The organism is Streptomyces sp. NPDC017095 (assembly GCF_044332325.1).
GTDB lineage: Bacteria > Actinomycetota > Actinomycetes > Streptomycetales > Streptomycetaceae > Streptomyces.
In genome coordinates, this window is the sequence record NZ_JBIROU010000003.1 from 594,317 (window position 1) to 607,113 (window position 12,797).

At 73.9% G+C, this 12,797-nt stretch carries 6 protein-coding genes, 4 tRNA genes, 1 other RNA gene and 2 pseudogenes; 6 read left to right on the plus strand and 7 right to left on the minus strand.

Annotated features, from left to right (window positions below; genetic code table 11):
- Positions 1-709: 709 nt before the first annotated feature.
- The 3 genes and pseudogenes from ACH4OA_RS08860 to ACH4OA_RS08870 form a co-directional block, all read right to left on the minus strand.
- A pseudogene (locus ACH4OA_RS08860) lies at positions 710-952 on the minus strand (hypothetical protein).
- Positions 949-1,230 (minus strand): annotated as a pseudogene (locus tag ACH4OA_RS08865) (ATP-binding protein); the annotation flags it as partial. The pseudogenes ACH4OA_RS08865 and ACH4OA_RS08860, both read right to left, overlap by 4 nt.
- Before the next feature lie 639 nt (positions 1,231-1,869).
- Positions 1,870-1,957: transfer RNA gene (locus ACH4OA_RS08870), tRNA-Ser, on the minus strand.
- A gap of 120 nt (positions 1,958-2,077) precedes the next feature.
- On the opposite strand from ACH4OA_RS08870, the gene ffs reads away from it, so the two are divergent.
- From ffs to ACH4OA_RS08900, 6 genes are all read left to right on the plus strand, one after another.
- Positions 2,078-2,176: signal recognition particle sRNA small type (gene ffs / locus ACH4OA_RS08875), an RNA gene on the plus strand.
- A gap of 53 nt (positions 2,177-2,229) precedes the next feature.
- Entirely contained in the window at positions 2,230-4,551 is a 2,322-nt protein-coding gene (locus ACH4OA_RS08880; RefSeq protein ID WP_397968313.1) for a DNA polymerase III subunit gamma and tau, read from the plus strand.
- Positions 4,552-4,673: 122 nt separating this feature from the next.
- Positions 4,674-5,933 carry a phosphoribosylamine--glycine ligase gene (purD, locus tag ACH4OA_RS08885; protein WP_397945844.1) on the plus strand — a complete coding sequence of 420 codons (1,260 nt, stop codon included), beginning with the start codon at positions 4,674-4,676 and terminating at the stop codon, positions 5,931-5,933.
- A 278-nt stretch (positions 5,934-6,211) separates the two neighbouring features.
- Complete coding sequence (locus ACH4OA_RS08890; protein WP_397968315.1) at positions 6,212-8,701, plus strand: hypothetical protein; 2,490 nt, start codon at positions 6,212-6,214, stop codon at positions 8,699-8,701.
- 243 nt (positions 8,702-8,944) lie between these two features.
- Positions 8,945-10,444: a N,N-dimethylformamidase beta subunit family domain-containing protein gene (locus ACH4OA_RS08895; protein WP_365876870.1), complete on the plus strand. Its 1,500-nt coding sequence runs from the start codon at positions 8,945-8,947 to the stop codon at positions 10,442-10,444.
- Positions 10,445-10,539: 95 nt separating this feature from the next.
- Complete coding sequence (locus ACH4OA_RS08900; protein ID WP_397968318.1) at positions 10,540-11,439, plus strand: phosphoribosylaminoimidazolesuccinocarboxamide synthase; 900 nt, start codon at positions 10,540-10,542, stop codon at positions 11,437-11,439.
- 45 nt (positions 11,440-11,484) lie between these two features.
- Here the strand turns inward: ACH4OA_RS08900 and ACH4OA_RS08905 are convergent.
- The 4 genes from ACH4OA_RS08905 to ACH4OA_RS08920 form a co-directional block, all read right to left on the minus strand.
- Positions 11,485-11,560: transfer RNA gene (locus tag ACH4OA_RS08905), tRNA-Gly, on the minus strand.
- A gap of 505 nt (positions 11,561-12,065) precedes the next feature.
- Positions 12,066-12,141 (minus strand) — tRNA-Gly (locus ACH4OA_RS08910).
- An 81-nt stretch (positions 12,142-12,222) separates the two neighbouring features.
- Positions 12,223-12,294, minus strand: a tRNA-Gly gene (locus tag ACH4OA_RS08915).
- Between the two features lie 167 nt (positions 12,295-12,461).
- Positions 12,462-12,779: an Lsr2 family protein gene (locus ACH4OA_RS08920; protein ID WP_365876874.1), complete on the minus strand. Its 318-nt coding sequence runs from the start codon at positions 12,777-12,779 to the stop codon at positions 12,462-12,464.
- Positions 12,780-12,797: the final 18 nt, after the last annotated feature.

Sequence of the window (12,797 nt, forward strand, 5' to 3'; positions counted from 1 at the left end):
GAAGCGATGCTGCCGCGGTCAGTGTTCACGACCTGATCCGTAGCTCTGTAGAGATCGGTCATTGGAGGTCATACAGGCCGCCGGGAGGGGCCCTAAGCCTGCACCTCACGACGCTCGGCCAGCCAGGCAACCCGGTCCGCATTCTCAGCATGGGAGCTCGGGCCTCTTGGCGGTGGTTGCTCGGCTGACCTATGGCGGAGCGGTGTTGGAGCCCTGGTCACGCCCAGGGCAAGTTCCCGCTGCTCCCGCCGACCGGTCACGCACGCGTGTGTCTCGTCGCACCCCATCGGCCTCAGTCGCGCTGCCATGCCGCCGACCAGAGCAAGTTGCGCCGGCGGAAGCGTGGCGGTGAGACCTTAGGTGAGGACCTCTTCGTCCCGAAGCAACGTGGGCGGGGCTGTGCCTTGAGCTTGTGGGCCTTTCACCCGCACCGATGGTTCGCAGACACTCCCGGGCGTCCGTCGTTGTGCGTCTCCGTTGTCACGCAGTTGAACACTCATCGCTCAACGGTCCATTGCTGTCGGGTCCGTTGTCAGTGCCTGCGTCTATGGTCTCAAGCGCGCGGTCGGCTTCCGGGGGTTCCAGCTCTGAAGGGAAGGGTTTCATCCCCGGCCTGTCTGGGGGCGGCTTGGAGACTCGTCCGGGACCTAACCGACGGCCGGGCTTCGTCGATGGCCACGAGGTGACCTGCCAGCGCCGGCCGCGCACCTCATCCCCCGTGCGCGGGTGCACACGCCGGAAGTTCGGCGCCTCGACGGTGTGCGAGGGGCAGGAAGAGTACGGGTCGGATCGCTCAGGTGATGCGGGTGCCGGCATGGGTCAGGGACACCGTGCAGGGTTCGGCCTGCAGCAGGGCGCGTCGGGTGTCGATGCGGCCGTCGTACATCCACTCCCATGCTGCGGAGTAGGGGTCGAATGATGCCATCAGTGCCGGCGGGCCCTATTCGGTCAAACTCTTCGTCCAGCACTGGCATCCCGGCCTCCCAACCGTGCGTCGGCGTACAGCTCCGCGGTAACCGTGTTGCCCTGGCCGCTGTCGTGGACGATGACCCGGTGGGCGAGGGCGCTGACCATGTCCAGGCCCCGGCCGCGTTTGACGTTTTGCTCCTAGTGCTCGACCTTGGGGGCCGTGGCCGTACCACCGTCGTCCGGAACCCAGACCGCGATCACCTGGGCCGAGACCGCGACGGCCAAGTGGAAGCTGCCGGGCACCCAGCCGCTGGCCGTGTGGCGGGCCGGAGCCCCACCTGAGCCGGCTGATTCCTCGCTGTTGCTTCTGAGCGTCGAGGATGCCGCGTGGAGGCTTCGTACCGGCCTTGTGACGTGCTTCCGGCTCGTCCTCGACGGAGAGATCGAGTCGGTCACCGTTGGGCGGCTCCGTCGGGCCCCCGCCGATGCCGTGACTGCCTAGGTGTCCAAGCTGTGCCACCGGTCCGCCGAAGCTGCTGAGGGGAGATGACGAGAATCGGCTGCGCCCCAAGTACTCGCATGGTTGCGGGGCCGAGCCGTGCGGGCGTGAAGCGGGCTACTGCCCCGAGCGGGAGCAGACCTGGCGCGAGCACAAGTCCACCAAGTCCCACGCCGGACGGCGCACCATCGGCCTGCCCGACCCGCTGCTCGAGATTCTCCGCCGGCACCGGGAACCCAGGACCTCGGACGTGGTGACCGACTCGATCATGGGCTGGGATCCCGGGGGCGCGGCTCGGATGCGTGCCCGGCACATGCGTGTGACGGGAGTCATGCTCCGCAAGGTCGCCCAGCAGGTCGGCGACGCGCTTTGGGAACTCCCGAAAACGAACCGAGACGGACAACGACGAAGGGCCCCACCGCAAGCGGTGGGGCCCTTCGACATCGTGCCCGGTGAGGCACTGGCGGAGGATACGAGATTCGAACTCGTGAGGGGTTGCCCCCAACACGCTTTCCAAGCGTGCGCCCTAGGCCTCTAGGCGAATCCTCCGCCGCAAACATTACATGACCGAGGAGGGTGCTCGCGTCCCCCGTTCCCGCAGGCCGTCCCCGGGCGGGGTCGCGGGGGACGGCGGGTTCGGACCGGGGGCCGCCATCGGGTACTGTGGGGCACAGCCCCTCACGCGGCGCTATCTGACTGAACTCCCCCAGGGCCGGAAGGCAGCAAGGGTAAGTCGGCTCTGGCGGGTGCGTGGGGGGCGCTTGCGTTCCCGGGGCCGCGGGCGGAGCCGCTTGTCAGTGGGCGCCATTAACCTCGTATGCGTGTCGTCTCTCGCGCTGTACCGCCGCTATCGCCCGGAGACCTTTGCCGAGGTCATCGGGCAGGAGCATGTCACCGACCCGCTGCAGCAGGCGCTGCGGAACAACCGGGTCAATCACGCGTACCTGTTCAGCGGGCCGCGCGGATGTGGCAAGACGACCAGCGCGCGCATCCTGGCCCGCTGTCTGAACTGTGAGCAAGGTCCCACGCCGACCCCCTGCGGGGAGTGCCAGTCGTGCCGTGACCTCGCCCGGAACGGGCCCGGCTCGATCGACGTCATCGAGATCGACGCGGCCTCGCACGGTGGTGTGGACGACGCCCGTGACCTGCGCGAAAAGGCGTTCTTCGGCCCTGCGGGCAGCCGGTACAAGATCTACATCATCGACGAGGCCCACATGGTCACGTCGGCCGGCTTCAACGCCCTGCTGAAGGTCGTCGAGGAGCCGCCGGAGCATCTGAAGTTCATCTTCGCGACCACCGAGCCCGAGAAGGTCATCGGCACCATCCGGTCGCGGACCCACCACTACCCGTTCCGGCTCGTGCCCCCCGGGACGCTGCGCGACTACCTCGCCCAGGTGTGCGGGCAGGAGGACATCCCGGTCGCGGAGGGCGTCCTGCCGCTCGTCGTGCGCGCCGGCGCGGGCTCCGTGCGTGACTCCATGTCCGTCATGGACCAGCTCCTCGCCGGCGCCGGCGAGGACGGTGTGACGTACGCCATGGCGACCTCCCTCCTCGGTTACACCGACGGCTCCCTGCTCGACTCCGTCGTGGAGGCGTTCGCCACCGGTGACGGCGCCGCCGCCTTCGAGGTCGTCGACCGCGTCATCGAGGGCGGCAACGACCCGCGCCGCTTCGTCGCCGACCTGCTGGAGCGGCTGCGGGACCTCGTCATCCTCGCCGCCGTGCCGGACGCCGTGGAGAAGGGACTCCTCGACGCCCCGGCCGACGTGCTGGAGCGGATGCAGGCCCAGGCCGAGACCTTCGGCGCCGCCGAGCTGAGCCGCGCCGCCGACCTGGTCAACGAGGGCCTGACGGAGATGCGCGGCGCCACCTCGCCCCGCCTCCAGCTCGAACTGATCTGCGCCCGCGTCCTGCTTCCGGCCGCCTACGGCGACGAGCGCGCCCTGATGGCCCGGCTCGACCGCCTAGAGCGGGGCGTCGCCTTCTCGGGCGGCGGCGCCGTGCCGGCCATGGGGTACGTGCCCGGTCCCGAGGCGCACGGCGCCGCCGCCGCGGCCGTGGCACCGGGGGCCGGTGCCGGCGCGCTCTCCGTGCCGCCCGGTGGCGGGCCCGCGGCGGTCCGTGCGGCCGTCCGGGGCCCGGGTGCTCCGGGTGCCACGGGTGATCCGGCGGCCCAGGGTGCTCCGGCCGCCCCGGCCCCCGCTCCTGCGGCTCAGCCCCCGGCCGCCTCTGCTCCCGCTCCCGCCCCCGCGCCGGTTCCTCCGTCCGCCCCGGCCGCCCCCGCCCCGGCTCCCGCCCCCGCGCCCGCGGCTCAGTCCCCGGCCGCCTCCGCTCCCGCCCCCGGCGCCTGGCCCACCGCCGCGTCCGCCGGCGGTGGCCGGCGGCCCGGTGGCTGGCCCACGGCCGGCGGACGGCCGGGCGAGGGCCCCGGCCGTCCGGCCCAGCAGCAGCCGGCCCAGCAGCCGGCCCAGCAGCAGTCCGGCCGGGCCGCGCCCGCCTCCGCGCCCGCGGCCCAGGCGCCCGCGCCCGCCCCGGCCGCTCCCGCCGGTGGTCTCGACCCCCGCGCGCTCTGGCCGAACATCCTGGAGGCCGTCAAGAACCGCCGCCGCTTCACCTGGATCCTGCTCAGCCAGAACGCGCAGGTGACCGGCTTCGACGGCACGACCCTCCAGCTCGGCTTCGTCAACGGCGGCGCCCGTGACAACTTCGCGAGCAGCGGCAGCGAGGACGTGCTGCGGCAGGCGCTGGCCGAGCAGTTCCACGTCCAGTGGAAGATCGAGGCGGTGCTCGACCCGTCCGGCGGCGGCTCCGCCCCGCAGGCCCCGGGCGGCGCGTCCGGCTACGGCGGCGCGCCCGCCGGCGGCTACGGCAGCGCCCCCGGCGGTGGTTACGGCGCCCCGGCCGCCCCCCGCCCGGCGGCTCCTCAGCCGGCCCCGCAGGCGCCCGCCGCACCCCGGCACAGCGCTCCGGCCGGGCCCGCGCCGGCGCCCCGGCCGGCCGCGCCCGAGCCGCCGCCCGTCGCGCCCGAGGACGACATCCCCGAGGACGACGATCCGGACCTGGACGAGTCGGCCCTGTCCGGCCACGAACTGATCGTGCGCGAGCTGGGAGCGACGGTGGTGGAAGAGGTCTCCAACGAGTAGCCGGCGGTCGGCGGCTGCCGCCCGGCCCGGCCTCCCGGCCGCCCCGCACGGGCCGGTTTTGGAGGAAGCTCCGAGAAACCCGGGCCCCGGGCTTCGGCGGCCTTGCCAGTAGGCTGACCCCCGTGAAGGTCCTTGTCATCGGAAGCGGCGCCCGCGAACACGCCCTGTGCCGCTCCCTGTCCCTCGACCCCGACGTCACCGCACTGCACTGCGCCCCCGGCAACGCCGGGATCGCCGAGGTGGCCGAGCTGCACCGGGTCGACGCGCTCGACGGCGCCGCGGTCGCCGAGCTGGCCACCGGCCTCGGTGCCGAGCTGGTCGTCGTCGGCCCGGAGGCCCCGCTGGTCGCCGGCGTGTCCGACGCCGTCCGGGCGGCCGGCATCCCGGTGTTCGGTCCCTCCGGCGAAGCCGCCCGGATCGAGGGCTCCAAGGCCTTCGCCAAGGACGTCATGGCCGCGGCGGCCGTGCCGACCGCCCGCTCGTACGTCTGCACCACGGCCGAGGAGGTCGCCGAGGCCCTCGACGCCTTCGGCGCCCCGTACGTCGTCAAGGACGACGGGCTCGCCGCCGGCAAGGGCGTCGTCGTCACCCCGGACATCGAGGTGGCCAAGGCGCACGCCGCCGGGTGCGACCGGGTGGTGATCGAGGAGTTCCTCGACGGCCCGGAGGTGTCCCTGTTCGCCGTCACCGACGGCGAGACGGTCGTCCCGCTCCAGCCCGCCCAGGACTTCAAGCGCGCCCTGGACGGCGACGAGGGCCCGAACACCGGCGGCATGGGCGCGTACTCGCCGCTGCCGTGGGCCGACCCGAAGCTGGTCGACGAGGTGCTGCAGACCGTGCTCCAGCCGACGGTGGACGAGATGCGCCGCCGGGGCACGCCCTTCTCCGGGCTGCTCTACGCCGGTCTGGCGATCACCTCGCGCGGGGTCCGGGTCATCGAGTTCAACGCCCGCTTCGGCGACCCGGAGACCCAGGTCGTGCTGGCGCGCCTGCAGACCCCGCTGGCCGGCGTCCTGATGGCCGCCGCCACCGGGCACCTCGCCGACCTGCCGCCGCTGCGCTGGAGCGAGGACGCGGCCGTCACCGTCGTCGTCGCCTCGCACAACTACCCGGACACCCCGCGCACCGGCGACCCGATCACCGGTCTGGACGCGGTGGCCGCCGAGGACGCCCCGCACGCGTACGTGCTGCACGCCGGCACCCGGCGGGACGGCGACGCGGTCGTCAGCGCCGGCGGACGCGTGCTGTCCGTGACGGCCACCGGCCGGGACCTGACCGAGGCGCGCGGGCGGGCGTACCGGGCCGTCGGCCGGATCGGCCTGGACGGCTCGCAGCACCGCACCGACATCGCGGCGAAGGTGGCGCAGTCCGCGGGCGCCTGAGCCTCAGCCGTCTGACCTGCGCTTACGTCATCCAGGCCCCGGATCCGCGATCCGGGGCCTGATCTTTGCTGTGCGTCACCCAGCTCTGACCAAAGCCATTCCATCGGGTGAGCAATCGCCTATCCGGCTGACGAGCGCCCGGGCCCCAACTAGGGTGCCGCGCAAGCGTTCCGGCACTTGGCCCACCGGCATTGCGATGTCGGTGGCGGGTGCCACAGTGGGGGAGTGACCAACACCAGGGCAGCACGCGATCGGCAGAGAGGGGGCGAGGGCGGCACGTGACCGGAATCGGTGTGGAGGCGGGCGCACAGGCCGCGCGCTCCCGGGCCCTCGCCGTGCTGCGGGTCCGGGGCCGGGCGCTGGCCGTGGCCCTGCTGCCCGCGGGCGCCGCGGTGATCCTGCTGGCCGGCGGCTCCACCGGCCACCTCACCGGGCCGGGCTGGGACGCCGCCCGCTGGGCCGTGGGCGGGTGCGCGGTGCTGGTGCTGCTGGCCGCGGCCGCCGTCGCCCTGGTCGTGGCCCGGGCCCGGCCCGCCATGAGCCCCACGGTGCCGGTCGCGGAGGAGTCCGCCCCGGATCTGTACCGGATGGTGCGCGACCTCGCCGACCGCCTGGACGTACCGGTCCCCTCCGCCATAGCGCTCACTCCCGACTGCGACAGCTGGCTGGAGGACCGGGCGCACTCCGCGCACGGTCCGCCCGCGCGTCCGACGCCCGACGAGCCGGCGGGCCAGGGCCGCCGCCGGGCGCCCACCGCGCCGGTCCTCGTCATCGGCTCCCCGTTCCTGTGGTGGATGCGCGTCGGCGAACTGCGCGCGGTCCTCGCCCCGGTGATCGCGGGTACGGGCCCTTCGGCGCACCCCGACATAGCGGCCGCCCGCCGCTTCGTGCGCGGTCTGGACGCGGCCGTGGCCGTCGCCTCGGCACCGGGCCGCCGAGCGCCGCTGCGCGTGCTGTGCGCGGCCCTCGGCTGGGTGGTCCGGCTGCTGCTGCGCGGCTGCCAGGAGCACGCCACGCAGATGGAGCGCGGGGTCGCCGCCGCGGCGGCCGAGCGCGCCCAGGCGGTCGACTACGGCCTGCGGATCGTCGCCCAGGAACAGGTCGGGCTCGCGTACGCCGGCTGGGACCGGCTGCTGACCAGGGTGGCGCTGCCCGCCTGGCGCATGGGCCGCTGGCCGTCCCGGCTGGACGCGGGCGTGGTCGCGGCGCTCACCGAGCTGTCCCGCCGCGACCGGCTCGCCGAGGGCTTCGCCTCCCGGCTGGGCGAGCGGCCGGCCTGCGATCTGCTGGAGGAGCCCGGCGTGGTGGACGAGGCCACGTCCCTGCTCGCCGCCCACCTGTTCCACGGGGGTCCCGCGGAGTCCTGTGCCGACTGGGCGCCGGTGGACTGGCAGGCGTATCCGGAGGAGGTCGTGGACCGCACCTGGCGCGCCGACGCGGCCCGCCTGCACCGCGCCCTGGACGCCCTGGGCGTACGCCCCTCCCACGCCCCCGGCCCGACCGCCCCCACCCTGTCCCGGGTCCTGGACCACCTCACGACCCACCCCGTCCCCGACGCCGGCCCCCCGCCACGGGAGCCCGCACCGACCCCGGACCCCGAGACCCACCCCGCCGACACGCTGGACCTCCCACGCGACGACGTACACCCGACGAACCCCGAGCCCCACCCAGCGACGGCCCCGACGACCGCCCCCTGCGAGCCGTCCGCAGTGTCCGCCCCCGGCGAGTCCGTCCGGCAGCCCGCCTCTGGCGGTGCCCCCGCACGGCCCGCTCCCGGCGGGGCCCCCGCGCGGCCCGCATCCGGTGGGTCGTCCGTGCAGCCGGTCCGGGAGACCACCACGGGCGAGCCCGCCGTGCCCCCCGTCCCCGGCGAGCCGTCCGCGGGGTCCGCCCCCGGCGAGTCCGTCCGGCGGACCGCCTCTGGCGGTGCCCCCGCCCAGCCCGCTCCCGGCGAGGCCCCCGCGCGGCCCGTATCCGGCGGGTCGTCCGTGCAGCCGGCCCGGGAGACCACCACGGGCGAGCCCGCCGTGCCCCCCGTCCCCGGCGAGCCGTCCGCGGGGTCCGCCCCCGGCGAGCCCGCCCGGCAGACCGCCTCTGGCGAACCCCCCGCACAGCCCGCCCCCGGCGGGTCTCCCGCGCACTCGGCCCCCCAGCCCGCCCCCGGCGCAGCTCCTCCGTCCCCCGGGTCGGAGACCCTCGGCGAGGGCGGGGTCCCCCGACCGGGGGTGTCCGCGTTTGACGTTGCCACCCGCACGGGTGATGCGGAGGGGCCCGGGATGGACGCCTGCGGCGATGCCGGGGCGGAGTCGGCCGACACCGCCGGTACGGATCGCGGCACCACCCTCGCCGCCCGCCTCAGCGCCGAACTGGCCCGCGAGGAAGCCCGCGTGCGGAAGGGCAAGGGCGCGGCCAAGGGCAAGGGCGCGGGCGTGTCCCCCGCCGGCCAGGCCCCCGGCAACCCCCCGTGGAACGCCTGCGACTGCGGGCTGCCCGGCCTGTCCCCGTTCCCGCTGCAACCCCAGCGCACCGCCCGTGAGCTGCTCGCGGACCATGTCACGGCGATGGTGTGCTGCGCGGCCGTGGACACCGCGGGCGCGGTCCCCGCCCTGGACTGGCTGGACGGCCCGTCCCTGCTGCTGGGCGGCGAGCGGGCCGCCGACCTGACGCCCCGGGTGCTCCGCCTGATCGAGGAGGGAGACCCGGGCCCGCTGCGCGACTGGCTGGCCGCGTCCGGCATACGCCCGGAGAAGCCCGTACGGCTCGTCTGACACCGTCGCGGCCCCCGCCCGACGCTGTCCCGCCGTTACGGAAAGACGTCTTCCACTTCAGGTCAATTCGACACGACCAGTGACTGGCCACACGCGTGATGTGATGTGCTGGAACCGACCACGCCCTTGGCAAAGGCGCGCGACATACGTCAGCGCGGCCGGGCCCCGCCGAGGACGGCGAGAACAGCAGACCCGCGAGCACCGCCGAGACAGTCACGGGGGGCATGAGGGAGGGGAGCGACCATGGCCTCGGACCACATTCGCCGCTGGGAGTCCGGAGCGCTCGCGCACGCTGTCACCGATCCGTTCGGCCAGGGCCCGGTGCCCTGGCTGCGCGGCAGCGAGATGTACTACGACGACACCGGCCAGGTGCTTCCCTGGTACGTCGACCCCAGCCCGGAGCAGCTCGGCGGAGGCGCCCGCGGACGGGTCCCGGTGCCGCGCGTGACCCTGGCCGGCCTGCGCTCGTCCGACGACGTGCGCCGCCAGATCAAGGGGTTCACCTCCAGCGGCGCGGTCGCGCCCGGCGAGGCGATCGACTTCCACATCACGGTGGACCCGCCGCAGGAGTTCGGCGTCGACATCTACCGCATCGGCCACTACGGCGGCGACGGCGCCTCCAAGGTCACCACCAGCCCCCGGCTCTCCGGCATCGTCCAGCCCCCGCCGCTGACCGCCGACCGCACGGTCTCCTGCCACCACTGGTGGCTGTCCTGGCGCCTCCAGGTGCCCTCGTACTGGACCATCGGCGCCTATGTCGCCGTCCTGACCACCGCCGACGGCTACCGCTCCCACGTGCCGTTCACGGTGCGCGACGACCACCCGGCCGACCTGCTCCTGCTGCTGCCCGACGTCACCTGGCAGGCGTACAACCTGTATCCGGAGGACGGCCACACCGGTGCCAGCCTCTACCACGCCTGGGACGAGAGGGGCCGGCTCCTCGGCGAGTCCGACGCGGCCACCACGGTCTCCTTCGACCGGCCGTACGCGGGCGCGGGCCTGCCGCTGCACGTCGGCCACGCCTACGACTTCATCCGCTGGGCCGAGCGCTACGGCTACGACCTCGCCTACGCCGACGCCCGCGACCTGCACGCCGGCCGGATCGACCCGACCCGCTACCGCGGCCTGGTCTTCCCGGGCCACGACGAGTACTGGTCGGCGCCGATGCGCCGGGCCGTCGAGGACGCCCGCGACCGGGGCACCTCGCTGGTCTTCCTCTCCGCCAACACCATGTACTGGCAGGTGGAGCTGGGCCCGTCCCCGTCCGGGGTGCCGGACCGGCTGCTGTCCTGCCGGAAGCGCAAGGGCCCGGGCCGCCCGGTGCTGTGGCGGGAGGTCGACCGGCCCGAACAGCAGCTGATCGGCATCCAGTACGCGGGCCGGGTGCCCGAGCCGCAGCCGCTGATCGTCCGCAACGGCGGCCACTGGCTGTGGGAGGCGACCGGCGCGCACGAGGGCGACGAGATCGCCGGGCTGGTCGCCGGCGAGGCGGACCGGTACTTCCCGCGCACCGCGCTGCCCGAGCACGACGAGCGCATCCTGCTCGCCCACTCGCCGTACACCGACAGCGACGGCGTCCTGCGCCACCAGGAGACCTCGCTCTACCGCGCGCCGTCCGGGGCCTGGGTGTTCGCCTCCGGCACCTTCGCCTGGTCCCCGGCCCTGGACCGGCCCGGCCACGTCGATCCGCGCGTCCAGCGCGCCACCGCCAATCTGCTCGACCGCATCTGCAAACGCGACTGATCCCCGCCCGCCCGTCCCCTCCGGACCCCGACCGGCCGCCGGCCGGCCCCATACGGGAGAATCGAGGCACTTGTACAGAACCACGGGGAGGAACCGTGTCCGGATTCGTCGAAAAGCCCGAACCGATCGAGGTTCCGGGCCTGGTGCACCTGCACACCGGAAAGGTGCGCGACCTGTACCGGAACGAGGCGGGCGACCTCGTGATGGTCGCCAGCGACCGCTTGTCCGCCTACGACTGGGTACTGCCCACGGAGATCCCCGACAAGGGCCGCGTCCTCACCCAGCTGTCCCTGTGGTGGTTCGACCAGTTGCGCGACATCGCCACGAACCACGTCATCGGCACCGAGGTGCCCGAGGGCGCCCCGGCCGACTGGGCGGGCCGCACGCTGGTCTGCAAGTCGCTGGAGATGGTCCCGGTGGAGTGCGTGGCCCGCGGCTACCTCACCGGTTCCGGCCTCGTCGAGTACCGGCAGTCCCGTACGGTCTGCGGCCTCGCCCTCCCCGAGGGCCTCGTCGACGGCTCGGAACTGCCCGCCCCGATCTTCACCCCGGCCACCAAGGCCGAGGTCGGCGAGCACGACGAGAACGTCTCCTACGAGGAGGTGGCCCGCCAGGTCGGCGCGGAGACCGCCGCCCACCTGCGCCAGGCCACGCTGGCGGTGTACGCGCGGGCCCGGGACATCGCCCGCGACCGCGGGATCATCCTGGCGGACACCAAGTTCGAGTTCGGCTTCGACGGCGACACGCTCGTCCTCGCCGACGAGGTCCTCACCCCGGACTCCTCCCGCTTCTGGCCGGCCGACCAGTGGCAGCCGGGCCGCGCGCAGCCGTCGTACGACAAGCAGTTCGTGCGGGACTGGCTGACCTCGCCGGAGTCCGGCTGGGACCGGAGGAGCGAGCAGCCTCCGCCGCCGCTGCCGGAGCAGGTCGTGGTGGCGACCCGGCAGAAGTACGTGGAGGCGTACGAGCGGCTGACGGGCAGCCGCTGGAGCTGACGGAACGCGAGAAGACCCCGGTCCAGTGGACCGGGGTCTTCTTCGTGGAGCGGACGACGAGGCTCGAACTCGCGACCTCAACCTTGGCAAGGTTGCGCTCTACCAACTGAGCTACGTCCGCACTGCGCCGTGGCGCGACAGCAACTATACCCAACCTCGCCCGGGTGCGGGACACACTGCCGCCCGACGGTTCCCGGCACCCGGCCGGGGAGGGACGGCCGCGCGCGGTCCCCGGCGACAGCGCGGCCCGCCGGCGATCTCCGCGGCCGGTGCGCCGTAGGCGGCGGGCGCTCGGCGGGTCCGCCGCCCACGCGGTCGGCTGCGCGTGCCCGGCAACGACCGCGCCTGCGGCCAACTCGGGCCCGGCACAACGGTTCGCGCGGCGCACGGTACGGATGATCCCGGTGCGCCGACGGTCGCGGCGGTGAACCGGCGGACGGCGCGCACACCGGCCGCGCACGTCCGTTCCCCCTCTCCGGACCGCCCTCGCCCGGGAGCGCCCGGCAGCCGGCGGCAGGCGGTGCGGCACGGGGAGATGTGACGGTCTTCACTCCGGAAACCCGGGACCGGAACCCGGGAGGCGGAATGCGAGAAGACCCCGGTCCAGTGGACCGGGGTCTTCTTCGTGGAGCGGACGACGAGGTTCGAACTCGCGACCTCAACCTTGGCAAGGTTGCGCTCTACCAACTGAGCTACGTCCGCACTGCCCCCGACCGGCTCCCACCGATCGGTGCGAGCACCAGCCTACCTGATCCACAACCGTGGTCGGGCCGGCGGTGCCAGAGCGGGTGACAGGAATCGCACACTGCGCCTTCCCCCTGGAAGGGGGATGTTCTACTACTGAACTACACCCGCATCGTCCTCGGGATCCGGCCTTTCGGCCTCGCCCCTCGGCGTGCTCCAGACATTAGCTGATCAGCAGGGGGGTAGCGCAAGTCGGCTCCCCCCGCGCCCCCGTCCAGCCCAAGTGCACGGCCCTCAGGGCGCCCTGACGGGCCCTGAGGGCTCGCCCCTTCGCGGGCTCACTGCGCGGCGCTGAACGCCTCGTAGACCTTCTTCGGGATGCGTCCCCGGGCCGGGACGTCCATCTTGTTGGCCTGCGCCCAGGCGCGGACGGCCGCCGGGTCGGGGGCGACCTCCGTCTGCTTGTACGCCTTGCCGGACCGCGACCGCTTGCGGCCGGCCTCGACGTACGGCGCGAGCGTCTTGCGCAGTTTCTCGGCGTTGGTTTCGTTCAGGTCGATCTCGTACGACTTGCCGTCGAGTCCGAAGGCGATCGTCTCCGCCGCTTCCGAGCCGTCGATGTCGTCAAAGAGAGTGACCACGACCTTTTGCGCCACGAATAATCGGTCCCTTCG

What these genes read in the sequence shown, in the direction of transcription:
- ACH4OA_RS08895 (WP_365876870.1), top strand. Translation starts at nt 8,945, where the DNA reads ATGGCCTCGGACCACATTCGCCGCTGGGAGTCCGGAGCGCTCGCGCAC.